Source organism: Streptomyces lancefieldiae (assembly GCF_031845825.1).
In the GTDB taxonomy this organism is placed as follows: domain Bacteria; phylum Actinomycetota; class Actinomycetes; order Streptomycetales; family Streptomycetaceae; genus Streptomyces; species Streptomyces lancefieldiae.
The window spans coordinates 1-23566 of the sequence record NZ_JAVRFH010000056.1; the positions used below are offsets into that span (position 1 = coordinate 1).

The following is a 23566-nucleotide window of genomic DNA, read 5'->3' on the forward strand; positions in this document are numbered from 1 at the left end:
CCTCGGCATCCACGGCAACCGACCGCACCCTCGTGCCGTCCCAGTGACCGGCGAACCGGGCCAGGGTGACGACCCGGGAGACACCGGCCAGAGAGGCGACGGCACGGACCCGCTCCACCGGGAGGCCAGGGTCGAGGAGGGTGTACCCCGCGCCCGCCTTGAGGACAGCCAGAACGGCCACCACCAACTCGGTGTCACGCTCCAACAGCACACCCACGGTCTCGCCGCGCCGCACTCCGTGCGCGACCAGATGACGGGCGAGCCGGTTCGCCCGCGCGTTCAACTCGCCGTACGCGGTGCCCTGTCCCTCGAAGACCACGGCGGTGGCACGGGGGGTCCGGGCCGCCTGCCCCTCGAAGATCTGGTGGACGCAGTCCATGGACACCTTCATCATCTCCATCACTGGGCGGTCGGTCGGGGGGCGTTTCGGGTGGTCCGGCGCGGTGTGGTGTGCGGTGGTCGGCTCGGTCGGTCAGCCCGCGGCGGTCTCGGCGATCAGGCTCGCCGGGCGCATGTCGGTCCACTGGGCGTCGACGTAGTCGAGGCAGCTCTGCCGGGAGGCGGCTCCGTGGACGACGTTCCAGCCCTCCGGGACCTCGATGTCGGCCGGCCACAGCGAGTGCTGGTTCTCGTGATTGACCAGCACCAGGTACGCGGCGTCCGCGTTCTCAAAGGGATTGGTGGTCATCGGAATTCCCCTGTTCGTGAAGTAATTCTTCGGACACGTGGAGAAGTTATCGCCGCGGCGAATTCAGAAAAGGCAGTAACCGGGGCAGCTCGGCGGCAGTCGCGCGGCGGCAGTCGAATCCGTACTTTCCCGGTCTTTCGCGTTCTCGCGCCGCTGCGACCGGCACGCGCGGCTATCGGGGGTTTCGAGGGAGGGAAGCGTTTCGTAGAACGACCGGGGTGCGGCGTTCGCCGCAGCAGCGTTCGGCGAGCAGCGCGTAAGGCAGCAACGTTTCCAGGAGGGGTGGGCCGAACAGCGATATCCCCAGGGGCAGTTCGCCGGTGTAACCGGCCGGCACGGCGACGTTGGGGTGGCCGGCCAGGGCGGGGAGGGTGGAACTGGTCCTCGTGAACGGGTCGGGTCCGTCGTCGATGCGCCAGGCCGGGCCGCCGGTCGCGGCCATCAGGACGTCCACGCCGTGGTCGGCCAGGACCGCGGCGAGCAGTTCCCGGGCCCGCTGCCGTGAGCGTCGCCGCCGGTCGGGGGCGAGCGCCCGGTCCTCGTCGGTCAGCGCGGCGCACCGCTCGAAGAGCTCCTGGCCGAAGAGGCCCAGTTCCACCGGGTCCTGACGGTTCGCCGCGACGATCTCCTCGAGAGTGGCAGGGGCGCCGCGGCGACTGCTCAGATACCGTTCGAGGGAGGGCCGGAACTCCGCGCAGAGCGCGTCGAGCCCGTCGACGAGCATGTCCCTGGGCAGGGTGAGTGCGACGGGTACGACGACCGCGCCCGCGTCCCGGAGCCGTTCGGCGGCGCGTTCGGCGACGTCCTGGGCGACGGGTGACATGCCCGGAACGTGCCACAGGCCCATCCGCACGGTCTCCGGCGGGGCCGGGGCGGTGGGGAGGGGACGTCCGGTCAGGACCGCGAGGCACAGCGCCGCGTCCCCGAGCCGCGACGCCAGCGGCCCGACGGTGTCCTGGACCACGGAGATCGGCACGACCCCGGCGGACGGCAGGGTGCCGAAGGCGGGTTTGATGGCGGCCACTCCGCAGACGCCGGCGGGGCAGACGAGCGAGCCGTCGGTCTCGGTGCCGAGCGCGAGCGGGGCCATCCCGGCCGCGACGGCGGCGGCCGAGCCCGCGGAAGAGCCCCACGGGCTGTACTCGGGGTCGTACGGATTGCGGGTCTGGCCGCCGACGGCGGACCAGCCCTCGATACTGCGCGTGGACCGGAAGTTGCCCCACTCCGTGAGGTTCGTCTTGCCGAGGATCACAGCCCCGGCAGCGCGCAGCCGGGCGACGACCTTCGCGTCCCGGTCGGGCGGGGCCCCGGCGAGCAGCCGGGAGCCGGCGGTGCCGGCGAGTCCCCTCGTGTCGATGTTGTCCTTGACGAGCACGGGGATGCCGTCCAGCGGGCTCAACGGGTGCCCCGCGGCGTGCCGGTGGTCGGCGGCGCGGGCCTGCGCCCGGGCGGTGTCGTCGACCGCGAGCACGGCACGGACCACGGGGTCCACGGCGGTGACGCGTTCCAGGCAGGCGGTGACCAGGTCGGTGCTGGTGAGCGCGCGGGAACCCAACAGCCGCGCCAGTTCGGTGACGGGGCGGTCCCCGGGGTCCGGAGATGTCCGCGCCGGAGCGTCGGCGATGGCCGGGGCCGGGGAGCGGTCAGTCAAGGCGGGCCTCCCGCAGGAGGGGCGTGACGGTCACCATGACGACGGCGGTCAGTGCGACCAGCGCGTGCAGCAGCGTCGCCCAGGTCATTCCGACCGACTCGACGAGCACACCGAGGACCAGGTTGCCCATGGGGGCTGCGCCGAAGATGAGGAGCGCCTGGATGGACAGCACTCGGCCGCGTACGGTCTCGGGTGTCCAGCGCTGCACGCACGACACCAGTACGGTGCCGACCAGGGCCGAGAGGAGCCCGAGCCCGGCGTAGGGGGCCAGCGCGGTGACCGTGGACGGTGCCCAGGCCAGGGCCGCCAGGCACGCGGTCTGCCCGGTGATGCCCAGGACCAGTACGCGTCCCGCACGGCGGCGGGCCGGCCACACCAGGGTCAGCAGGAACCCGGCGGCGGCCCCGACGGTGAAGGCGGTGAGCAGCAGGCCGGCTCCGGCGGCGGCCGAACCGTTCCGGTCCGCGATCAGCGCCACACCGATGTTGACCGGCCCCGCACCGGCGAACTCCGTCAGTCCGATCACGGCGATCACGGCGCGCAGCCGTGGCTCGGCGGCCACGACCCGCAGCCCTTCGCCGATGCGCGCCCCCAGGGACGGGCGCGGCCCGGTGCGGCGGCCGGTGCCGCTGCTCGGCGTGTCGGCCTCCGCGCCCCGCGCGGCGGCATCCGCACCGCCGACCGGGCCCCTGGCGGCCTGTCCCGCGCGCCCCGCCCCGGCCCCGGGCGGCACCGCCGGGCCCGCAGGCGCCGTACCCGGCACAGCAGGTGGCGCGCCCGCCGCCGTCTCCCGCAGGGGAGGATGCCCGGACTCCGCCGCCCCGGGCACGGCGGAACCGCCGTCGCCGCCCGGCGCGGCAGCGTGCCCGCCCGCTTCCGGCCGGGCCTTCGGCCCGTTCACCTCCGGCGCCGTGTCCGCCGTGCCCCGTACCCGTACGCGGAGTACGGCCACCACGGCCACCGCGTACGTCACGGCGTTGACGGCCGCGACCAGCGGGATGCCGCCGAGGGCCATCAGCATCCCGCCGACCGGGCCGCCCGCCGCCTGGCCGCCGCGGAGGGCACCCAGGTAGAGCGCGTTGCCGCGGACCAGGTGGTGCCGGGGCAGGAGCCCGGCACGCAGCGAACCGGAGGCAGGGATGAAGAACGCGCCGAACAGGGAGAGCCCGGCCGCCGCCACCACGAGCAGGGGCATCCCCGGGCCCAGGGCGAGGGCGCCGGCGGCGGCGAGCAGCATGACCGCGCAGCGGCCCAGGTCGGCGCCGGCCATGACCCGGCGTGGGCCGACGCTGTCGACGACGGCGCCCGCGCCGAGCAGCGTGACCATCCTCGGCAGCGAGGCGAGGGCGAGGACCGCGCCCGCCCGTGCGGGGCCGGCGTCGGCGGTGACCGACCAGGCGAGGGTCACGTACCAGGCGGCGTCGCCGAGCGCGGACAGGCCCATGGCGAGGGCGAAGCCGAGGTAGCCGCCGCCGGTGAGGCCCGCGTCCCGCGTCCGGGTGGCGGCGGGGACGGGCCCGGTGGCCGTGGCCCCGCTCATGGCTGCGCGCCCAGCGGTGCGGGGAGTGCGGGGTCCGGGTGCGGGAGCCCCGTACCGGCCGCCCATACGTCCTCGTACCCGAGTGCGTCCGCCCGGTACTTGCCCAACGCGCTGATCAGCAGGCGCAGTTCCAGGGCCAGGGCCTCCACGAGCCGGACCAGGCCCCGATCGGGGTCCTCTTCGACCGCCAGCAGTGCCGCCCGTCCGAGTCCGACGGCGGTGGCCCCGAGGGCGAGTGCCTTGGCCGCGCGGGTGCCCTCCCACATCCGGCCGGACACCAGCAGTCCGGCGGTGGGGCGGCCGATGCGGCGCAGGCATTCGCCCAGCGGCAGCCCGACCCCGTCGAGGAAGCCCAGCGGGGCCCAGCCGGTGCCGCCCTCCGCGCCGTCGACGGTGACCGCGTCGGCGCCGGCCGACCAGGCGACGGCGGCGGCCTCCCGCACGTCCCGGCCGGGATGGAGCTTCACCCACACCCGGGCGCGCGGGAAGTTGTTGCGCATCTGGCGGATCTGATGGCGCAGGATCTCCTCGGTGAAGGTTCCGGGGCTGCCGCAGCGCAGGATCCGCCCGTCGTCGCCGAGGACGTCGTCGACGGTGTACTGCTCGGCGACGCGTGCGGCGGCGGCGCGGTCCAGGACGGTCATGCCGCCGAGCCCCGGTTTGGCCCCCTGACCCACCTTCAGTTCGAAGGCGAGCCGTCCCGACTCCAGCAGCGGTCGCGCGCAGGGGTCGCTGTAGACGAGGTTCCACACCTCGGCGTCGGCGTCCTCGGTGCTCTGCTGCACGGCGACGCCGCCGGTGCCGTCGGGGACCTCGTCGAGGTAGGCACGGATGCGGCCGAGCAGCGACCGCTCGGTGTCGCCGGACGGCGGGCTCTGGAGGCGTCCGTAGCCGTTGACGGGGACGATGTTCTCGCCGATCACCATGGGAATGCCGAGCCGTCCGGCCTGCCGGCTGGCGGCCGTGCCGAGGTCGGCGCTGGCCACCTGGGTGGACCCGAACGCGGAGAGGTAGGCGGGCAGCGGGGAGTGGAGGGCACCGACGGTGGTGGCGAGGTCCACGTCGTGGTGCATCGGCTCGCGGGCGAGGTCGATCAGTTTCTCCAGGCGCCGCGGCATGAAGACGGGCGGCACCAGGCGGAGTTCGTCCAGGAGGTCGCTGCCCGGGGCGGTGGGCGCGGGCCTCGGCGCGGCGCCGAACAGGGTCCGGCCGTACGCTCGACCGGGCGGGAAGAGGGCGGCGGTGCCGCGGCGGGCCCGGTCGCGTACGGCGTCGGCGGGGAGGCCGTCGGCCCGGAGACCGGAGTCGTCGGGGGTCCCGTCGGTGGGTCGCGCGGTCACGGGGCGACCACTCCGGGAACCTTCGGGTAGGCGCTGGCCTGCCACACGGCGTCGAGTCCCGCGAGGTAGCGGGTGAAGCGCTCCAGTCCGATGCCGAAACCGGCGCTGTCCGGGATGCCGTCGCGGACCATCCGGAGGTACCAGCCGTACTTGGCGGGGTTCTCGCCGGTCTCCCGCATCCGGGTGACGATCCGGGCGTACTCGTACTCCCGCTCGCCGCCGCTGCACAGTTCGCCGTAGCCCTCGGGCGCGATGATGTCGAAGTTGCGCAGGACGCCCGGCTCGACGCGGCTCTCGCGGTCGTAGAAGCCCCGTGAGCCCTTGGGGTAGTCGGTGACGAAGAACGGGCCGCCGGACTTGGCGGACAGCAGGACCTCTCCCTGCCAGTCGATCTCGGCGTCGGCGCTCTGGTCGTGGCCCAGGGCGCGCAGTTCGGCCACGGCCTCGGCGTGGGTGCGGTGGCCGAAGGGCTCTCCCAGCAGTTCGGCGAAGGCGCCGGTGTCACGACCGAGCCGCTCGAACTCCTCGGCGTGCTGCTCGGTGACCTCGCGCACGACGTGCCGTACGAGGTCCTCGCCGAGCCGGGTGATCTGTTCGCGGGAGGCGCCCGCGACCTCCACGTCGATCTGGTGGAACTCGGCGAGGTGGCGGCTGGTGTTGGCGGTCTCCAGGGGTTCCAGGCGGACGCAGGGGGCGATGCAGAAGATCTTGTCGAAGGCGAGCAGTGAGGCCTGCTTGTACAGGATGGCGCTCGTCATGAGCTTGTAGCGGTGGCCGTAGTAGTCGACGTCGACCTGCTTGGAGCCGCGTACGCCGGGGTCGGTGACCGGGCCGATCATCGGCGGCAGCATCTCGGTGAAGCCGTGTGCGCGCAGGAAGTCGCGGGTTGCCGTGAGCATGCCGTTCTGGAGCCGTATGACGGCGCGGGTCGTCGGGTCGGTCAGGTGCCGTGCGGGGGCCTCGGGCAGGCGGCCCCCGACGGCGGGGTCGGCCGTCGGGTCCGTGGTGTGCGGCATGGGGTGTCTACCTTCCTTCTTCGGGGAGGGCCGCGCGGGCCGGCGGGCGGTGCCCGGCGTCGAGGGGCCGGTGGGTGGACGAGGGGTCGAGGGCCGCGGCGTCGAAGCGCCGTTCCACGTGGCGCAGGGCGGTGAGCAGCCCGCCGGAGGTCAGGCGTGGCGCGTGGGCGAGTTCGGTGATGCCGCCGAGCGGCATGGCGCCGATGGCGGACCAGCGCAGCCGTCCGTCGGTGTCGAGGTAGCTGCGGGACCGCTGGGCGTTGTCGGGGTGCAGGCAGTAGGGGACGTCGAGGTAGCCGCGCTCGAAGGCCCGTGGCAGGGCTCGGCCGAGGTCGGGCGAGATCTCCAGGACCGCCTGGACGAGGGCGGACGCCTCGGCGTGGACACCGGTGTCGGGGACGGGCCCGGCGGAGCGCCGTGCGGCCGGCGCCGGTGTCGGTCCGGCGGCGGGTCCGGGTGTCGGCCCCGCGGTCGTCGGCAGCGCGCGCGCCGTCTCGGCCTCGGCGGCGCGCGCCGCGGCTTCCAGGGCTGCCACGTTCTCCCGCACGGTCGGGATGCGGTGGGCTTCGGCGGCGGTCTTCACGATGAGACGGGCAGCGCCGGTACGGACCGCGAGCCGGGCCGATTCCTCGAGGAGGAGCCGGGCGCCGCCGGGGGTGCGCGGGTACACGCCCATGTACGTGTACACGACGATGTGCCAGTCGAGGTCGGGCAGGAGCCCCCGCGCGAGCCGCCGCAGGGCGTGCACGGCCTCCTCGTCCTGGCCGGGGTCGGTCTGCTGGGCGTAGCTGAGGGAGACGCTGCGCAGTCCGTGCTGGGCGAAGAACAGGGCTTCCAGGACGCTGAGGGCCACGAGCAGGCTCGGTGGGCACAACTGGCCCATCATGCAGCCGCCGAAGGTCTCCAGGTGGGGTTCGGCTCCGTGGTCGCGGGTGCGGGAGAGCAGGTCGCAGGCGCGTGCCCAGTTGTCGACCGAGGCGGTCAACGGGGTACGGCCGTAGGGCAGGCAGTAGGAGACGGGCCCGCCCTCGGTGGCGTCGAGCCCGGCGAGGACCAGTGCGGCGACGATGTCCTGCGGGGCGGCGGAGCCGTGGCGCACCTGCACGGGGAAGGCGTGGTCCTGGATGCCGTCGAGGACCGAGCGGGTGACGGCGGTGCCGTGGGTGACGAGGGGGTAGCCGTTGAGCGGGACGTCGTCGGCGAGGGCGCGGCGGGCGGCGGCCAGGTCTCCGACACGGGTGTAGCTGTCAAGGGTGAGGGTGCCGACGGTGGTGGCGTCGGCGGCCCTGGTGGCGGCGAGGCCGGCCCGCATGGCACGCGGGTCGCTCATGCCCATGCGGGGCTGGACCACCAGGCGGCCGGCGCACCGCGCGGCGGAGACGAAGGCCCCGAACGAGCCGGGGACCGACGGCCGGCCCGAGGCGGCGAGGGGTTCGGCGAGCGTCCCGGCGGTGGTCGGGGGGACGGCCGGGGTGGGGCGCGTGGGTACGGTCATGTCGTCACGCCCGCCGGGATGGATCTCAGGAAGGACCCGAACGACGCCAGGCCCGTGCCGTCCTCGAAGACGGCGTCGAAACCGGCTTCGAGGAGGTCGGCGAGTTCGGTGCTCCCGGCGCCGCCGATGCCGAGCTTGCCGCCGATCACGACGGGGATGGCGGCGGTCTCGGGATGGCCGCGCAGTTCACGCACGACCCGCAGGCCGTCGTTGGCGCCGTGGCCGTTGACGCTGCTGATCACCACCAGGTCGGGGCGGTGGCGCCGGCACTGCTGGACCAGGAGCTCGTCGGGCACGCACGCCCCGAGGTTCGCGACCCGGTGCCCCAGTTCCTCCAGCAGCAGTTGCAGGAACACGAGGTTCCAGGTGTGCGCGTCCGACGCGACGCTGGAGACGACCACCTTGAGTCCGGAGTCCGGCCGTTTCTTCGTGCTCGGGGTCTGTACCGGAGTGACCGGGGTGCCCACTTCCATAGCCTGCCTTCGCTCGACATGACGGATGACGTCCTTCGCCCGCGATTCCCGGTCGTCCTTTCTCCCGGCGTCGCACTCCGCGGGACCGTGTCCGGCGCGTTCCCGCCGTTCTCACGGCGTTCTCACGGCGTGGCTTCCCGCGCTGTTCCTGACGCGTTTCCCGCGGTTCCCGCGAGGCCGCGGGACCTCGCGGCCGGGACGGGTGGCAAAGCGGCGGGGTGGTTCGGATCGGGGCGTGTGTTCAACCTAGGGGGCGCCCCGGGGCGCGGGCGGAAGTACGGGCGGCAGGTGCCCGGCAGAATCGGCTGCGGGCCGCATCCGGCGTCAGGCCACCGCGCGGACGGCCTCGGAAACCGCGTCGCGTTCCGCCGAAAGCCCGTGCCCGCAGGGGAAGGGGGCCGAGTGGCCCGCGAGGACCGACCGGACCCGGTTCAGGACACGGAAGCGGTCCGGGCCGTCCTCGTCGGCGGTGCGGGCCAGGCCGTGGACCAGCAGTCCGTACACGGTGTCGGCGAGGGTGGCTCCGGTGAGCAGGGCCGCCTCCTCCAGCGTCCAGCTTCCGGGCAGCTCGGACAGCGCGGACAGCCGCTCCCGCAGCGGAGGTTCCAGTACGGCGAGGCTGCGCCGGACGGCTTCACCGGCGCTTCCGGAGGCGGGGCCCCAGGTGGCGGGAGGGGCCGAGAAGCACTCGGGGTCCCGGACGAGGGAGCGCAGCAGCTCCTCCGGGGAGTGCACGAGCCCCCAGGCGGCCGTGGTCTCCAGCGCGCCGGGGACGCCGTCGAGCGTGCGGCACAGCTCGGCGACGGCGGCGGTCGCTGCGGGGCGCGTGGCGTGCGGGCGCAGCCGTCGCAGGTGCGACAGGAACAGCCGGACGGCGGCGAACTCGGCGAGCGCGGCGGCGTCGTGGTCGAGGGCGCGCCCGGGCACGGGCAGCGGGGCGACCGGCACGACCTGTTCACCGGTCAGGCGGGACGGAGTGGGCGCGGTGAGGACGATGCGCAGGCCCGGGCGGCGTCCGAGGAGGTGGTGGGCCAGCGGTCCCTCGACCCTGTGCCCGAGACCGTCCAGGACCAGCAGTACGTCGGGTCCGTGACCGCCTCCGGCGTCGGTCACCGCCGGTTCGAGGTGGCGCAGTTCCCGGAGGTCGGGCGAGAGGCCGGCGGCCGGCACCCAGAGTACGTCCCAGCCGTGGCCGTCCCGCAGGGCTCCCGCCACCTCCCGTACCAGGCGGGTCTTGCCGACCCCGCCCAGCCCGACGACGCTCACCAGTCTCTGCTGATCCGCCGTCAGCAGCTCGATCAGCGAGTGGATCTCCTGCTCCCGTCCGACGGTCGTGCCGAGCAGCACGGGCGGCGGGCCGGCCACGGAGCCGGCGGTGCCGGAGCCCTCGGACGGGAGATGGGCGCGCGCCGCGTCGTGGAACGCGTCGCGGGTCGTACCGGTGAGCCGCAGCACGTCGGCGAGCAGCCGGACCGTCTCCTGCCGGGGGCGGCGGGCGCGGCCGCTCTCCAGGTCCCGTATCGCCCGGACGCTGAGTGTGGCCAGATCGGCCATCTGCTGCTGGGTCATGCCGCTGCGTCGGCGGTGGGCGCGCAGCAGACCGCCGAACTGGTCCGACACGGTGGCTGTGGTCATGGTCCCCTCCCCTGGTCGCTCCTGTCGTCACCCATGGTCGGAACGGTTCGGTGCGCGCCGCATGGGTCGGACGCCCCCAGATTTGGGCGGCGGTCCAGGAGGGGCGCCGGGGCGTGTCTTTGCGGGGGCGGTACGGGTGTCCGGGGCGGCCGTCGGGCGTGCGGGGGTGTGCGGGCTCGCGGCGCGCGCCGGCCGGTGAGCCGGGTGTCGCGCCGGGGTGCGGCGGGGCCGCGCGGGTGGGTGGGGGACACGGAGCAGAACATGGGGGCGTTGCCCCCATGCGGGGCCGGACGCACCCTGCCACCGTTGTCCACGTGACCACCACCACCTCCACGCAGGAGACCACGACGTGCCTGGCCCCGGGCTGGTGGGCCCCCGCCCTCCACCTGCGGGAGCGGCTCGCGGCACCCGGTGCTCCGGCCGCCCGCCCCTCCGGCCCGGCGATGGCCCGGCTGACGGAGCGGATGACGGCCCTGGGCCAGGACGAGGCGTTCCGGGCGCGGCTGGCCGCGCTCGGTACCGACCTGCCGACGGTCGCCGCGCTGGCGGCGGAGCCGAGGGAACGCCTCGCCGCCAGGACGGAACGGCCCGTGTGGGCACAGTTCGTGGAGCGTGCCGTGGCCTCGGCACCGCTGCGGCCGCTTCCGGGCGTCGGGTACGCACCGGACGGGGCCGCGCACCACGCGGCCACGGTTCCGGCACCGGACACGGCTCCCGAGTCGGACACGGCCCTGCGGCACGACGCGTGGCGGCGGGCGTTCGCCGGTGCGCTGGCCCCCCTGACGCGGGCGGCCGGCCGTGCGCTGGCCGCGTGCCTGCGGGACCTGCCGGGGCCGGCCGGCCAGGTCGATCCGGACGCCGTACGGGCGCGGTTCGAGCGGCAGCTCGGCCGCCGGATGGCGGTCGCGGCGGCGCGCACCCTCGTCCTCGAACTGAGCCGCGCCCGCGTCGAGGGGCGGCTGAACGGGGCCACGCCCGAGCGGCGCTTCGCCCGCTTCGCGGAGGAACTCGGCACCCGGCGCTCCTTGGCCGCGCTGTTCGACCGGTACCCGGTGCTGGCGCGGCTGCTGGGCACCGAGTGCGTGCACGCCACTGCCGCCACCACCGAACTGCTGGAACGGTTCGCCGCCGATCGGGCCGCCCTCGTGGAGGAGCTCCTCGGCGGCACCGACCCCGGTGCGCTGACCGGTGTGGACCTCGGTCACGGGGACACCCACCAGCAGGGCCGCGCGGTGGCACTGCTCCGCTTCGCCGACGGCCGCACGGTGGTCTACAAACCCCGCCCGCTCGACCAGCACGCCTGCTTCGACCAGCTCGTGACCTGGCTCGACGACCGGCTGCCCGGCCTCGGCCTGCGTACGGTGACGGTCGTGCGCCGCGACGGCTACGGCTGGCTGGAGTTCGTCGACCACCGGCCCTGCCGGTCGGTCGGTGAGGTCGACCGGTTCTACCGGCGCCAGGGCGCGCTCCTGGCCCTGCTGTACGCGGTGGACGGCGCGGACATGCACTACGAGAACCTGGTGGCCCGCGGGGACCAGCCGGTGCTGGTCGACGTGGAGACGCTGCTGCACCCCTCGGTGCCGGTGGCAGCCACAGCGGGCCCCGACCCGGCCGCGCGGGCCCTCTCCTCCTCCGTGCACCGCACCTGCCTGCTCCCCCAGTTGCTGATCGGCGAGCACGGGGCGCTGGACATCTCGGCGGTCGGCGGTGGTCAGGCCGCCCTGTCCCCCACCGACGCCGTCGACTGGGCGGACGCCGGCACCGACACGATGCACCTGGTGCGCCGCCCGGTGCCGCACGCCGGCAGTCCCAACCGCCCGTCGCTGGAGGGCCGGGAGGTCGACCCGGGCGCGTACGAGGCGGCGCTGCTGGCCGGTTTCCGGGCGGGCTACGACGCCCTGGTCGCCCACCGCGGGGAGCTCCTCGCCCCGGACGGTCCGGCGGTCGCCTTCGGCGCCGTGCCGGCCCGCTTCGTGGGCCGGGCGACCCGGCTGTACGCGACGCTGCTGGACGAGTCGGTCCACCCCAACGTGCTCGGCGACGCCGTCGACCGGGACGTGCTGTTCTCCCTGCTGTACGCCGAGTCCACGGGCGACCCGGTACGGCGGACGCTGGTCGAGCACGAGATCGCGGACCTCTGGGACGGTGACATCCCGGTCTTCTTCCACCGGCCCGCGGGCGCCGACGCCTGGTCGTCGCGCGGGGTACGGCTGCCGGGCCTGTTCGCCGGGCCCGCGCTGGCCGCCACCCGGGGGAAGATCACGACCCTGGGCGAGGTGGACCGCCACGCCCAGGAATGGCTGGTCTCCGCCGCGCTGTCCACCCGCCGGGCCCGCAGCGTCACGCACCGCACCGACGCCCCGGCGCTGCCCCCCGCGCCCGCCTCGGTACCAGAGCCGCGACGGCTGCTGGCGGCGGCCTGCGGCATAGCCGACGAGATCGTGGGGCGCGCGGTCCACGACCGCTCCCGGGCCAACTGGATCGGCCTGGAGCTGGTCGACGGCAGGTGCTGGGCGGTGACCCCGATGGGGGCCGGGCTCGCCGACGGCTACACCGGAGTGGCGCTGTTCCTGGCCCAGGTGGGCCGCCTGACCGGGGGCGCCCGCTACACGGACCTGGCGTCGCGGGCGGTGCGGCCGCTGCCGCGGCTGGTCCGCGCGCTCGCCGCCGACCCGGAGCTGAGCCGTGCGGTCGGGCCCGGTGGGTTCCACGGCCTGGGCGGGCTCTGCTACGCGCTCGCCCGGCTGGCCACCCTCCTCGACGACGACCGGCTCGGCGACTGTCTGCCGCCCGCGCTGCGGGCGCTGGCCGCCTCGGCTCCCACGGACACCCCGGCCGGCCCCACGGCGGACGTCGCCACCGGGCTCGCCGGAGGGCTGGCGACGCTTCTCGCGGTGCACCGGGAGTCCGGGCTGCCGCAGGCCGCCGCGCTGGCCCGGGAGTTCGCCGACCGGCTGCTCCCGGCGGCCGGGGCCCTCCCGGACGGGTTCCTGCGGGGACGGGCCGGGGCGGGATGGGCACTGTGCCGCTACGAGGCGGCCACCGCCTCGTCAAAGGGCGCGCACGCCGCCGCCGGGCGGACCCTGCTGGGCCCGGCACCGGCCGACACCGGTCCGGAACCGGACCTCGGCTGGTGCTCGGGGCTCTCCGGCGCCCTCCTGGCCACCGTGGCCGGCATCGGACCGGGGCCGACCCACGTCACGGCCGCGGCCGACACCCGCTGGGACCGACTCGGCGCCGATCGGCCGCTGTCGAGCGATCTCAGTCTGTGCCACGGCGAACTCGGAGCGCTGGAGACCCTGGCCGCCGCCGCCGCGCACGGACTCCCCGGAGCCGCCGACCGGCTCACCCACCGGGCCGGGCTGGTGCTCGGCGCGCTGGACCGGTACGGACCGCGCTGCGCCACCCCGGACACGGTTCCCTCCCCCGGACTCCTCACCGGACTGTCCGGCATCGGCTACGCCCTGCTGAGGCTGGGCTTCCCCGAGGCCGTCCCCTCCGTACTCCTTCTCGACCCCACCCCAAGGGATCGGTGACCCCCGCCACCCCCGTACGGCACGCACACCACCATCCGTCCGCAGCATCGGCGAAAGGACCTCCATGAACCCGCAGACGCCGTCCCACGAGACCGTCACCGCCCTCACCGACACGACCACCGACGGGCTCCCGGAGGCCGTCCCCGCGGAGGAGCCGGCCGGGCGCATCACGCTCTCCGGGCGCGGCGGGGCCACGGCCCGCCTCCGTGCCCTCGCGGGTCTCGCCCTCGGTACCGGGCTCGTCGCGATCCTCAACGACATCGACACCAGCGTGAGCGCCCCCATCCTCCCGCTCTGACGCCCGCCCCGGTCCTCCGCTCCGCCGGCGTCCGCCTCCCTCCCTCGTGGAGGCGGCCGTCGGCAGCGTCGTCGGACGGCACGGGCACACGGTCCGGTTCCCGTACGTCGGTGGCGCAAATCGTTCGTGAGGCCACGGGCACCTGTGCGGAGGAAGGTCTGTTCCCCGCCATGAACAGGTAACTTCCCGGGTATGCATCCCCAAGCGCCCCTCCTCGTCGGACGTGACGCGGAAATCGCCCAGTTGGAGCGCGCCCTCGACACCGCACGCGGGCAGCGCGGCAGCACGGTGTTCCTGGTCGGCGACGGAGGCATCGGCAAATCACGGCTGGCGGCCGAGGCGACGGGCCGTGCCTTCTCCACCGGCATGCGGGTGCTGCGTGGCCGGGGCAGCACGATCGGGCCGATGGTGCCGTTCCGCCCTCTCACCGAGGCGCTGATGTCGCTCTTCCGCAGTGGTGAGCCCCTGGACGAGGCCGAACTGGGCCCTTACCGGCCGGTGTTGGGACGGCTGGTCCCCGACTGGGCGGGCGAGGCACAGAATGACGGCTCACTGGTGGTGCTCGCCGAGGCCGTCCTGCGGCTGCTCGCAGTGGTGGCCAGGGAGCGCGGCGCCCTCGTGGTCCTGGAGGACCTGCACGACGCCGACACCGAGTCCCTGATGGTGCTCGAGTACCTGGTGGACAACCTGGAGCACCTGCCGGTGGTGCTGCTCGCCACCACCCGGGCGGAGCCGTGCGCCGCCCTGGACCTGGCTCACTCGGTGACCCGGCGGCGCTCCGGTGTCCTGCTCGGCCTGGGACCACTGGACCGGTCCGAGGTCGCCGGGATGGTCGCCTCCTGCCTGGACACCGAGGCGGACCAGGTGCCCCCCGAGATCGTGGCGCGGCTGTGGGACACCAGTGTGGGCAGCCCGTTCGTCGTCGAGGAACTGCTCCACAGCATGATCGTCAACGGTTCGGTGGTCCGCCGGGGCGCCTGCTGGGAGGTGGTCGGCCCACTGCGCACCGAGGTGCCGAGCACGCTGGTGCGGGGCATCGCGCACCGCACCGACCGGCTGGGGCCGCAGGGCAGGATGCTGCTGTCGGCGGCGGCCGTGCTCGGCCACCGCTTTCCGCTGTCGGTGCTCCAGCGGATGTCCGGCATCGACGACCACGGCCTGCTCAGCCATCTGCACGCCGGTGTGGCCGCCCAGTTGGTGGTGCCGGACGAACCGGCGCCCGACTGGTACGCGTTCCGGCACCCGCTGACCGCCGAGGCCCTGCTGGCCCAGCTCACCCCCACCGACCGGGCCAAGCTGTCCGGCCGGGCCGCCGAGGTGGTGAAGGAGCTCCACCCCGGGCTGCCGGGCGAGTGGTGTCCGCTGGTGGCCGCGCTGAGCCGGGACGCCGGTGATCCGGTGGGAGCCGCGCGGCTGTTCACGGAGGCGGGCCGTCGCGCCCTGGCGGACGGTGCCGTGGGCTCGGGAGTGTCGCTGCTGCTGGGCGCCGACGAACTGCTGGCGAAGTGCCAGGAGTGGGTGGCCCGCGCGGAGGTGCTGGAGTCGCTGCTGCCCGCGCTGGCGGAGAGCGGCGAGTTCGACCGCGCCTTCGAGCTGGCGGAGGGCCTGCACGAGCTGGTCGGCGCGGGGGTGGAGGCCCGCAGGCTCGTCGAACTGCACACCCGGCTGGCCAAAGTGGCCCACCTGGCGGGCCGCTGGGCCGACGGCAACGCGCAGATCGCCGAGGCCAGGGCTCTCCTGGAGACCGTGCGCGACCCGGCGCAGATGGCCGCCGTCGACGTGGTGGCCGCGTACCTGGCGCTGGACACGCCGGGACCGGACCGTACCGAGACGGCCGAGAAGCTGGCCCGCACCGCCGTCTCGGCCGCCGAGGCCGGTCCGCAACCCGTGGTGGCCTGCCAGGCCTGGGAACTGCTCGGAGTGCTGGCCCGGGAGCGCGACCTGGAGGAGGCCCAGCTGTGCTTCGAGCGGGCCCGGCGGATCGCCGAACAGCACCGGCTGCCGATACCGCGCATCTACGCGCTGGTACGCATCGGCGGGAACCAGTGGCTGGCGGACGGGGACGCGCGCACCCTGGAGCTGGCGCGCGACGAGGCGTTGCGGCTCGGTGCGGTCACCATCGCGTACTCGATCGACGCGATCCTCGTCCTCGAGGCGGTGCTCGGTGGCCGGTTCGAGGAGGCCGCGCGGCTCGGTGACGAGGTGCTGACACCGGCGGCCCGGCTGCGGCTCGCGCCGGTGGCCCGGTACGTGCTGATGACTCGGGCGACGCTGGCGGCGCACCAGGGCGACCGGGCGGCGATGGAGGCGGCCCTGCGGGAGTTCACCGGCTGGGACGGGGCGGGCTCGCAGGAGGAGCCGCTGTGCATCGGCCTGGCCCGGGCGTTCTGCGCGCTGCTCGAGGAGAACCGGCCGCTGGCTCTCAAGGAGCTGGACCGGGCACACGCCCACGAACGGGACAGCCCGACGACGTTCCACCTGAGTGGTCTGCACGGGCTGCGGCTGCTGCTGGACGTGCTGGCCGGCGAGGCCGGCTGGGACGACTACCACCGGACCGCCGCCACCTCGGCGAGCCGGATGCGCTGGAACCGGCAGTTCGTCCTGCTGGCCCACGCGGTGCTGCTGGGCCGCTCGGGCGAGGCGTCGGCGGCGGCCGCGGCGGTCGCCGAGGTGGAGCTGCTGGCCGCCCCCTATCCGACCGCGCTCCACCTGGGGCTGCGGCTGACGGCCGAGGCGGCCCTGGTTAACGGCTGGGGCGATCCGGCCATGTGGCTGCGCCGGGCGGAGGAGCATTTTCACGCCGCGTCCGTGCCGGACGTCGCGGGCGCGTGCCGGGCCCTGCTCCGCCAGTCCGGCGTCTCGGTCCGGCAGCGGCGCAGCGGCGCGGACCGCATTCCGGCGCCGCTGCGGGCGCTGGGGGTGACGGTCCGTGAGTACGAGGTCTTCCAGCTGCTGGCGGAACGTTTGAGCAACAAGGCCATCGCGGGCCGTCTCTACATCTCGCCCCGTACGGTCGAGAAGCACGTGGGCGCCCTGCTGACCAAGACCGCGCGGCCGGACCGCGAGGCGTTGTGCGACCTGGCCGCGTCGGACTCGTCGACCGGAAGCCGCTGACACCACCCCGGGGACGGATCCGGCACGCGGTACCGCAGGACGCGGTGCGCGGCGGTGCTCGGGGCCGTGCCGCGCGCCGTGCCGGTGGACAACCGCCCGACCTGCTCCGGCGCCACCGGGGCCGGGCGCCCGGAAGGTGACGGGCGCCCGGCCCGGCCGGGGCACGCACGCGCGGTCGGGGCGGCCCCGCCGGTCGGCGGGAGGTGGTCGGGCTGCCGCATCCCTTCTCCGTGAGGAACGCGGCCTGGGCCATGGAGGTCGAAGGGGGGCGGCGGCCCGTTCGGCCGGACCACCGGCCGCCCCTCAACGACGACGCCCGCCAAGCACTGATCGCCATGGCCGACGGCGACGGCCGGTACCTCCCCACACGACCGAACAGCTCCAGGCCCTCCCCGGCACCGGGACCACCCTGGACACCGCCGCGCTCGCCCACCACATCCAGCAGCGCGCCCCGCTGCACGACAGTTCGACTGCCCCACGTGCGAGGTACCCGCCGGAAGGACCTGCCGCACCCGCGGCGGCAAGGTTGCCCCGACCCCTGCCGATCGCGGCCCCGGCCGCGCGGGGCATCGAGGCCACAAGGGTGGGGTATGCCTGTTGCGGCACCGCCCAGCAAGAACGCCCGCACCATCGAGAAGGCCGTCCCCTCACCAACGGTTCCCCGTCACCGTCCATGGGATGAAGCGCCTCGGGCGCGGCGCCGCGAACTGCTGACCACCGCCGAGGACCTGCGCCACCACGACGTCCAGCTCGAACTCCTCACCGGCCCCCTCCAAGGTGTGCAAGGTGTCCACGACCCGTCCGGGCACCGCCCCCCTCTTCGCGTTCTTCGCCGGCATGGCCGAGTCCGAACGCGAGTACATCCGGGAGGAGTCCGTCGAAGGCCAGGCATCCGCCCGCGAGCGCGGCCGGCACGGCGGACGCCCGAAGGTCGTCGACACATGGCCGCCTACGCACGATCCCTGCGGACCGACGGGGTCCCCGTCCCTGTAGTCGCGATGCAGTCGTGCGCGGAGGAGGCAGCTCGTCGCCTGTGTCCTACGTCTCACCACGGCCGCCCGGCCGCCGTTCCCGGTGCACATGGCGCCCCAACCGCTCCTCACACAGGGGTAGTTGCCTCGTGTCCAGACCGGACGCTCTTCCGCGAGCGGTGCCGCGCACATAGCGTGTTGCGCGCCGCAGAGTGACTCTGACTTCGAAAGGTGAACGTAAGTGCGCCTATTTCGGCACGTTTTGCTCTCCCTGCCCACAGCCGCCGTGGTCGTCCTCGCGACCATCGCGCCCGCCTCCGCCCAGCCGGAGCCGGTGCAGGACGCCGGCTCGACCACCGCCTCCCCTGCCCTCACCGTCGACGGCGCCCGGATCGACACCTTACGCGCCGCCGAGGACGTGGAGGAGTACTGGACGCCCGAACGCATGCGGAACGCCATCCCGTTGACGCCGGAGGACACTGGCGCCAAGAGGTCGTCGGGCACCGCGGAGCAACCCAGTGGCCCGCCCGGGTCCACCCCGGCCGCGGCTCCCTCGGGCGAGATACGCACGAAGATCGCCGAGACCTCCGTCGCCGGCAAAGTCTTCTTCACCAAGCCGAGCGACGGCAAGAACTACGTCTGCTCGGCGAGCGCCCTCAACAGCAACTCGAAGCAGATGGCGATCACCGCGGGCCACTGCGTGCACGAGGGCAACGGCGGCAACTGGATGAAGAACTGGATGTATGTCCCCCAGTACCGCAACGGCGACAGACCCTACGGCACCTTCGCCGCCAAGCAGATGCGTACCTTCAACGGCTGGATCAACGACGGCGACCTCAACTGGGACGTCGCCATGGTGACGACCTGGCCACAGGGCAGCGACAAGCTCGTCAACCGCACCGGCGGCAACGGGCTGAGCTGGAACTACTCGCGGGAGCAGGACGTCACGATCAACGGCTACCCGGGCAACAAGGACAACGGCGAGGTCCAGTGGTACTGCGAGGGCCGGACCTCGGACTCCGGCGGCAAGCTGGCGCTCGGCTGCGACTTCGGCGGCGGCTCCAGCGGCGGCCCGTGGATGCGCGTGTTCGACCAGTCCTCGGGACTGGGCCAGACCAACGGGGTCACGAGCACCGTCAACTCCGCCGGTGTGAACAAGAGTTCCTACTTCGGCGACAGCGTCAAGCAGATGTTCGATGACCAGGGCTCCGTCACCTGACAGCCGCCGGATCGGTGTTCACCCCGCCGCACAGCCAGTAGCGTGGCGGGGTGAGCGCCGTTCTCGTACGGCTCCGCACTCGCCAAGGAGGTCGCCCATGAAGCGCTCCGGCATCCGCGCCCTCGTCGTCACCGCAGGCGTCGCTGCGGCTGTGGCCACCATCGTCGCACTCCGTCAGGACACTGCCGAGTCCCCCGCCTCTCCGCCTGAGCCCGGGGGCGACACATCGACCTCCGATGTCCAGCACGACCAGCGCGACGTAGAGGAGTACTGGACCGACCGCCGCATGGAGGAGGCCGAACCGGCACCCATGCCGCACGAGGAGTAACGGCTTCCGCCATGGCCTCCCGTTGCCTGGTTCACCGGGGCTTGACCCGCCACTCAAGACTTTCTGGATCCGGCGCGAGAGCAGCCGCTCGCCCTCCGCATTGACCACCACGGCGTGGTGATGTGTCTTGCCGATGTCCACTCCGGCCCAGATTTCGTTGGCGGACCCGCACCGCTGCCCCCTGGCGTGACGTGCCCGAACGATTGGAGCTGTGGGACCGGGTCCATGACCTGTTCCGGCGGCGGCAGCGGGACGGCACCTGGTCCCGGATCCTCACACAGCTGCGGGCCGAGGCAGTTGCCGAGGGCCTGATCACCTGGGACGTCAACGTCGACTCCACCACCTGCCGGGCCCGCCAGCACGCCGCCGGGGCGGCGAAAGGACGGATCTCCTGACGACGCCGCCCGGCGGCGTCTTCGTCGCGCCGGCCGACCACGGGCTCGGGCGGTCCCGGGGCGGCCTGACCAGCAGAATCCACCTCGCTGTCGAGCAGGGGCAGAAGCCCGTGTCGGTGCTGATCACTGCCGGCCGGGCAGCGGGGCGACTCCCCGCGATTCGAACCGTCCCGCAAGCGTTCCGGGAGCCCCGTCCCGGAGCCGGCAGGCCGCGCAAACGACCGGACCGGGTGCGGGCCGACAAAGCCTACGGCTCCCCCAGAAACCAGCCCTACCCGCGCAGACGCGGGATCAAGGTCGCGATCGCAGTCCCTGACGACCGGGTCGTCGCCACTGTGAGAGCGCTGACGGTCCGGCCCGGGAGCGACCACGGGTCCTTCAGGTGCATCGTGTGACGTCATGGCCGCGAAGGTAGATCGCGGGGCGGCTCATGTGTCGCCCTTCAGGTCGTCGCGGGTCATCGTGTCCATCAAACCGAGGGCGCGGGCTGTTATTGTTCTATTTCAATGAGAACAATAAGCGAGGGGAGTCAGATGACCGTCATTCGCAGGTGCGCCCTGACGGCCGTTCCGTTCGGCATCGCTACCGCCGCCTACATCGGTGTCTTCCTGGCACGCTACGAGCGGCTTCCCGAGCGGATCGCCACCCACTTCTCCGGGAATGGCGGGGCTGACGGCTTCACGAGCCGGACCGCCGCGCTGTGGTTCGGCGGTGGTCTGCTCGTTGGTCTTGGGCTGCTGTTCACCGTCCTGACCCTGGTCTCCAAGGAGAGCTCGGGGGCGCGGCTGACCGCCGCAGTCGGCGCCGGCACCGCCGTCACCGTCGGCTATCCGTTGGTCCTCACCGTCCTTGTCAACACGGACGTCCAGGACCCGGCTGAGGTCCAACTGCCGATGTGGCATGTGGCCGTGCTGCTGTTCACGGGCGTGGCCACCGGCGCGCTGGCCTGGTGGCTGATGAGCGCCGGGCCGCGTCCCACGGCCGTGCCGACGGCCCCCTCGCTGCCGCTGGCCGAGGGCGAGGCTGCGTCCTGGAGCCGCACCCTGACCTCCCGCGCACTGCTACTCCCGGCCGGTGCCATCACGCTCTGGGGACTGTTCACCGTGGCATTCGGGCCCTGGCAGGCGGGACTGCTGCAGCTCGTCCTCGGTCTTACCTGCGCACCGCTCGCCGGTGTCCGGGTCACCGTCGACCGGCGTGGAGTTACTGTTGCCTCGACGGTCCTGCCCAGGCCCCGGCTGGCCCTGCCGCTCGGCAGCATCGTCAGTGCCGGCAGCGTCCAGGTCAACGCCATGGGGGACTTCGGCGGCTGGGGCTACCGGATACGACCGAACCGGCGGGGCGTGGTGCTGCGATCGGGGGAGGCGCTCTCGGTCCGCACAGCGGAGGGACGCGAGTACGTGGTCACTGTCGACGACTCGGCGACCGCGGCCGCGCTGCTCAACGGCCTGGTGAAGCGCCACGCGGCGGGAGCGTGAGTAGGAATGCTGTTTCGGGTGCTTCCGAGCTCTCCTGTGCCGCTGGGCGAGCAGATCGCCGCCTGTGTACGGGGAGCAATCGCCAACGGCACGGCAGCCCCGGGTGAGCGACTGCCGCCTGCCCGCGAGGTCGCCGAGTCGCTGGGCGTCAACGTGCACACGGTTCTGCGCGGTTACCAGCGACTGCGCGACGAGGGCCTGATCGAGCTGCGCCGCGGCCGGGGCGCGGTGATCACCGCGGCGCCCGGCGTCGCGGGCCAGGCCCGGCTCACCGAGGCCGTGCACGGCCTCATCACCCAGGCGCGCGAGTTGGGCCTCACCGATCAGGAGCTCCTGTCCATGGTGCACAACTGCCTGTCGAGCACACCCGTCACCACGTCAACCTGAACGCCTCGGCCTTGGTTCTGCCTCCCCGTGGGAGAGTCGCTGCCAGCGGCGCGGACCGCCGCCGCGGCATGGCTGGACGCCGTGGCCGAAAAGAGCACGGAGGAGGCCGACATCCGCCCCGCCGCGCTCGTACGCACCTTGCCTACGCGGACTTCACATGGCCGGCCATCACCCGCCGTAGCCTCCCACGGCGCTCCCTCGCCGGCCCCGGCCCTGGGCGAGTGCTGCGCCGGCCACCGCGGCGGGGAAGTGCGCGGGGATGTGCCGGATCCGGGTGTCGGTCACCGGTCGGTGTAGACACGGACTTGTTGCGGCCGCACGATGCGCTCCTCCAAGCGGTAGCCGTGCCGCACTACTTCGGCGACATCGCCGCTCTGTTCCGGGGAGAGCGCGGCGATCACCCCGACGGCCTCCTGCGTGCCGGGATTGAACGGGCCTCGGGTGACGGGGATCCGCGTCATGCCGTACTTCTCCAGGAGAACCAGCAGCTCCGCCGCGACTGAATCGGCGAAGGCGTCGTCCTCCCGCTCGACCCGGTCGACGAGGAGTACGAGGTCGTAGAGCAGCGGCTGCAGGATGCGGCCCTCGGCGGCCCTGCGCGTGTGGTCCAGATCGGCGAGCAGGCCATCGATGCTGCGTCGGGTCTCCCGGTCGTTGAGCAGCCGCCGACGGAATTGGTCACCGAGTGCGGCGAGTTCGTCGCGCATGCCGTCGACCGCATCGGCTACGACGGCGAACGGGTCCGGCGCCAGGGCGGGCGGTGGGCTCGGCGGCGACCAGGACGGTTCCGTGGGCTGTGGGCCCGGTAGCTCTTCCGGCTGTGGCACAGGGGACGGAGTGGTCATGAGGCTCTCCCGGTCTGCGGCTTCTGGTTGGGGGGCAGGTCGTTCAAGGTGTGTCGCCATCGCGGCTTGATGCCCATCGCGATCGGCAGTCCGACGAGTGCGGCAAGGGCCAGTGGCTTGAACACCGACGGCACCACGAACATCAGCGCGAAGCAGCCGGCCATGACCCCCGCCATGCTTCTGTACCAACGCCAGGTCTTGGCGCGTGCCCGGCTCGCGTCCTCGCGGTAGGTGTTCAGGAGGTCGCGGAGCTCGTTGTCCGAGACGCCGACGGCCAGTGCCTGGTCCACGCAGTGCGTGACGTTGGAAGCGCCGGTCTCCGAGGCGACGACGTACCGCTGTCGGTCCGGATGCCAGGACATCGACTCCTCGGCGCGCAGCGTCCAGATCCGGCCGATCTGGTTGCAGATGACCGCGTCACCGGGCCGCTCGACCAGGGCCCGCTCGTAGTTGCTCAGGGCCTCGTCGTAACGGCCGGCCTCGTGGAGGTTCTGGGCAGCGGCGATCCGGTAGTCGATGTCATCGGGGGCGAGGCGTACCGCCGCCAGATACCAGTCGGCCGCGGTGACGGGTCTGCCGAGCCACTCGTAGACCCGGGCGATCAGGACGTGGGTGAGCGCGTCGCGGGGATACAGCGCCAGAGCCCGCCGGAACTCCTGCAGCGCGTCGCTCAGCTGTCCTTGGTTGGCGTGAATGGAACCGAGCAGCCGCCAGGCGTCCCCGTTGTTCTCGTCGTGGTGCACAGCTTGCCGCAGCTCGTACAGGGCCCCCTCGTCGTCGCCCTCGCTCATCAGTCTGCGCGCGTGTCCCACCCAGTCCCGAACGTGCGGGCCCGGCTGCGGCTGGGGTTGTTGCCGGGGTGCGGACTTCGCCGAGCGGGATCGCTGCCGTGCCTGGCTCAGCATGCGGTCGTAGGCGTGGCGCCGGGTGCGGTCGAGCAGTTCCTTCCTCGCCTCGGAGATCAGGTCGACCTTGTCCTCGGCCTCCCGCCTCTTCTTGGCGTCGGGGGCCCGGCTGGCCCGGCTCGACCAGGTACGGAAGGCCCGGTCGAGCTGCCCGGAGATCTGCTCCGCGGTCGCGGAAGCGTCGATGCCGAACTCCGCGTAGTAGTCGGGTATGTCGTCGGTCGTCATCGCTGTCGGCTCCGGCTGGAGGGG

21 protein-coding genes and 1 pseudogene are annotated in these 23566 nt (G+C 73.6%); 9 read left to right on the top strand and 13 right to left on the bottom strand.

All coding sequences use genetic code 11. The annotated features are described in order from the left end of the window. From RM812_RS34270 to RM812_RS34310, 9 genes are all read right to left on the bottom strand, one after another. The coding region (locus RM812_RS34270) for an AMP-binding protein (protein WP_311582057.1) at nt 1-400 on the bottom strand (400 nt) is incomplete at its 3' end. A 72-nt stretch (nt 401-472) separates the two neighbouring features. After that, on the bottom strand, nt 473-688 hold the full coding sequence (locus RM812_RS34275; RefSeq protein WP_311582060.1) for an MbtH family protein: 216 nt from the start codon (nt 686-688) through the stop codon (nt 473-475). A 172-nt stretch (nt 689-860) separates the two neighbouring features. Then, nucleotides 861-2339, bottom strand: coding sequence for an amidase family protein (locus tag RM812_RS34280; RefSeq protein WP_311582063.1), 1479 nt, complete (start codon nt 2337-2339; stop codon nt 861-863). Continuing rightward, nucleotides 2332-3879, bottom strand: coding sequence for an MFS transporter (locus tag RM812_RS34285; RefSeq protein WP_311582066.1), 1548 nt, complete (start codon nt 3877-3879; stop codon nt 2332-2334). The genes RM812_RS34280 and RM812_RS34285 overlap by 8 nt, the downstream gene beginning before the upstream one ends. Beyond that, entirely contained in the window at nt 3876-5219 is a 1344-nt protein-coding gene (locus tag RM812_RS34290; RefSeq protein WP_311582069.1) for a glutamate synthase-related protein, read from the bottom strand. The genes RM812_RS34285 and RM812_RS34290 overlap by 4 nt, the downstream gene beginning before the upstream one ends. Further along, nucleotides 5216-6235 (bottom strand): asparagine synthetase A, encoded by a 1020-nt coding sequence (locus tag RM812_RS34295; protein ID WP_311582072.1) that lies wholly within the window; start codon nt 6233-6235, stop codon nt 5216-5218. The genes RM812_RS34290 and RM812_RS34295 overlap by 4 nt, the downstream gene beginning before the upstream one ends. A 7-nt stretch (nt 6236-6242) precedes the next feature. Further along, complete coding sequence (locus RM812_RS34300; RefSeq protein WP_311582075.1) at nt 6243-7730, bottom strand: methylaspartate mutase; 1488 nt, start codon at nt 7728-7730, stop codon at nt 6243-6245. Then, a complete protein-coding gene (locus RM812_RS34305; RefSeq protein ID WP_394816558.1) occupies nt 7727-8203 on the bottom strand; it encodes a cobalamin B12-binding domain-containing protein in 477 nt (158 codons plus the stop codon). Before RM812_RS34305 ends, RM812_RS34300 begins: the two co-directional genes overlap by 4 nt. A 324-nt stretch (nt 8204-8527) precedes the next feature. Then, nucleotides 8528-9838, bottom strand: a complete 1311-nt coding sequence (locus tag RM812_RS34310) for a helix-turn-helix transcriptional regulator (RefSeq protein ID WP_311582081.1) — start codon at nt 9836-9838, stop codon at nt 8528-8530. Between the two features lie 314 nt (nt 9839-10152). Here RM812_RS34310 and RM812_RS34315 point away from each other — a divergent pair, with 314 nt between their 5' ends. From RM812_RS34315 to RM812_RS34325, 3 genes are all read left to right on the top strand, one after another. Beyond that, nucleotides 10153-13374 (top strand): type 2 lanthipeptide synthetase LanM family protein, encoded by a 3222-nt coding sequence (locus tag RM812_RS34315; RefSeq protein WP_311582084.1) that lies wholly within the window; start codon nt 10153-10155, stop codon nt 13372-13374. Between the two features lie 64 nt (nt 13375-13438). After that, nucleotides 13439-13672 (top strand): hypothetical protein, encoded by a 234-nt coding sequence (locus RM812_RS34320; protein WP_311582087.1) that lies wholly within the window; start codon nt 13439-13441, stop codon nt 13670-13672. Nucleotides 13673-13864: 192 nt separating this feature from the next. Beyond that, nucleotides 13865-16786 (top strand): helix-turn-helix transcriptional regulator, encoded by a 2922-nt coding sequence (locus tag RM812_RS34325; RefSeq protein WP_311582089.1) that lies wholly within the window; start codon nt 13865-13867, stop codon nt 16784-16786. Nucleotides 16787-17433: 647 nt separating this feature from the next. On the opposite strand, the gene RM812_RS34330 is transcribed toward RM812_RS34325, so the two are convergent. Then, on the bottom strand, nt 17434-17580 hold the full coding sequence (locus RM812_RS34330) for a hypothetical protein (protein WP_311582092.1): 147 nt from the start codon (nt 17578-17580) through the stop codon (nt 17434-17436). Here RM812_RS34330 and RM812_RS34335 point away from each other — a divergent pair. The 3 genes from RM812_RS34335 (at nt 17573) to RM812_RS34345 (ending at nt 19304) form a co-directional block, all read left to right on the top strand. Next, a complete protein-coding gene (locus RM812_RS34335) occupies nt 17573-17779 on the top strand; it encodes a hypothetical protein (RefSeq protein ID WP_311582095.1) in 207 nt (68 codons plus the stop codon). The genes RM812_RS34330 and RM812_RS34335 overlap by 8 nt on opposite strands. A 219-nt stretch (nt 17780-17998) precedes the next feature. Next, complete coding sequence (locus RM812_RS34340; protein ID WP_311582097.1) at nt 17999-18976, top strand: trypsin-like serine peptidase; 978 nt, start codon at nt 17999-18001, stop codon at nt 18974-18976. A gap of 97 nt (nt 18977-19073) precedes the next feature. Then, complete coding sequence (locus RM812_RS34345) at nt 19074-19304, top strand: hypothetical protein (RefSeq protein ID WP_311582099.1); 231 nt, start codon at nt 19074-19076, stop codon at nt 19302-19304. A gap of 66 nt (nt 19305-19370) precedes the next feature. On the opposite strand, the pseudogene RM812_RS43390 reads toward RM812_RS34345, so the two are convergent. After that, nucleotides 19371-19457: pseudogene (locus tag RM812_RS43390) on the bottom strand (IS110 family transposase); the annotation flags it as partial. A 38-nt stretch (nt 19458-19495) separates the two neighbouring features. On the opposite strand from RM812_RS43390, the gene RM812_RS43140 reads away from it, so the two are divergent. The 3 genes from RM812_RS43140 to RM812_RS34360 all read left to right on the top strand — a co-directional run bounded on the left by RM812_RS43140 (nt 19496) and on the right by RM812_RS34360 (nt 21564). Then, nucleotides 19496-19699, top strand: coding sequence for a hypothetical protein (locus RM812_RS43140; RefSeq protein WP_394816559.1), 204 nt, complete (start codon nt 19496-19498; stop codon nt 19697-19699). A gap of 533 nt (nt 19700-20232) precedes the next feature. Then, on the top strand, nt 20233-21177 hold the full coding sequence (locus RM812_RS34355; RefSeq protein ID WP_311582102.1) for a DUF1648 domain-containing protein: 945 nt from the start codon (nt 20233-20235) through the stop codon (nt 21175-21177). Between the two features lie 6 nt (nt 21178-21183). Beyond that, entirely contained in the window at nt 21184-21564 is a 381-nt protein-coding gene (locus RM812_RS34360; RefSeq protein ID WP_311582105.1) for a GntR family transcriptional regulator, read from the top strand. A gap of 281 nt (nt 21565-21845) precedes the next feature. Here RM812_RS34360 and RM812_RS34365 read toward each other — a convergent pair whose 3' ends face one another. After that, nucleotides 21846-22271: a nucleotide exchange factor GrpE gene (locus RM812_RS34365; RefSeq protein WP_311582109.1), complete on the bottom strand. Its 426-nt coding sequence runs from the start codon at nt 22269-22271 to the stop codon at nt 21846-21848. Between the two features lie 134 nt (nt 22272-22405). Then, complete coding sequence (locus RM812_RS34370) at nt 22406-23542, bottom strand: tetratricopeptide repeat protein (RefSeq protein WP_311582111.1); 1137 nt, start codon at nt 23540-23542, stop codon at nt 22406-22408. Between the last annotated feature and the right edge of the window lie 24 nt (nt 23543-23566).

Coding starts and splice junctions, on each gene's coding strand:
- RM812_RS34275 (WP_311582060.1), bottom strand. CDS start 688: ATGACCACCAATCCCTTTGAGAACGCGGACGCCGCGTACCTGGTGCTG.
- RM812_RS34285 (WP_311582066.1), bottom strand. CDS start 3,879: ATGAGCGGGGCCACGGCCACCGGGCCCGTCCCCGCCGCCACCCGGACG.
- RM812_RS34295 (WP_311582072.1), bottom strand. CDS start 6,235: ATGCCGCACACCACGGACCCGACGGCCGACCCCGCCGTCGGGGGCCGC.
- RM812_RS34300 (WP_311582075.1), bottom strand. CDS start 7,730: ATGACCGTACCCACGCGCCCCACCCCGGCCGTCCCCCCGACCACCGCC.
- RM812_RS34305 (WP_394816558.1), bottom strand. CDS start 8,203: ATGGAAGTGGGCACCCCGGTCACTCCGGTACAGACCCCGAGCACGAAG.
- RM812_RS34310 (WP_311582081.1), bottom strand. CDS start 9,838: ATGACCACAGCCACCGTGTCGGACCAGTTCGGCGGTCTGCTGCGCGCC.
- RM812_RS34320 (WP_311582087.1), top strand. CDS start 13,439: ATGAACCCGCAGACGCCGTCCCACGAGACCGTCACCGCCCTCACCGAC.
- RM812_RS34325 (WP_311582089.1), top strand. CDS start 13,865: ATGCATCCCCAAGCGCCCCTCCTCGTCGGACGTGACGCGGAAATCGCC.
- RM812_RS34345 (WP_311582099.1), top strand. CDS start 19,074: ATGAAGCGCTCCGGCATCCGCGCCCTCGTCGTCACCGCAGGCGTCGCT.
- RM812_RS34355 (WP_311582102.1), top strand. CDS start 20,233: ATGACCGTCATTCGCAGGTGCGCCCTGACGGCCGTTCCGTTCGGCATC.
- RM812_RS34360 (WP_311582105.1), top strand. CDS start 21,184: ATGCTGTTTCGGGTGCTTCCGAGCTCTCCTGTGCCGCTGGGCGAGCAG.
- RM812_RS34365 (WP_311582109.1), bottom strand. CDS start 22,271: ATGCGCGACGAACTCGCCGCACTCGGTGACCAATTCCGTCGGCGGCTG.
- RM812_RS34370 (WP_311582111.1), bottom strand. CDS start 23,542: ATGACGACCGACGACATACCCGACTACTACGCGGAGTTCGGCATCGAC.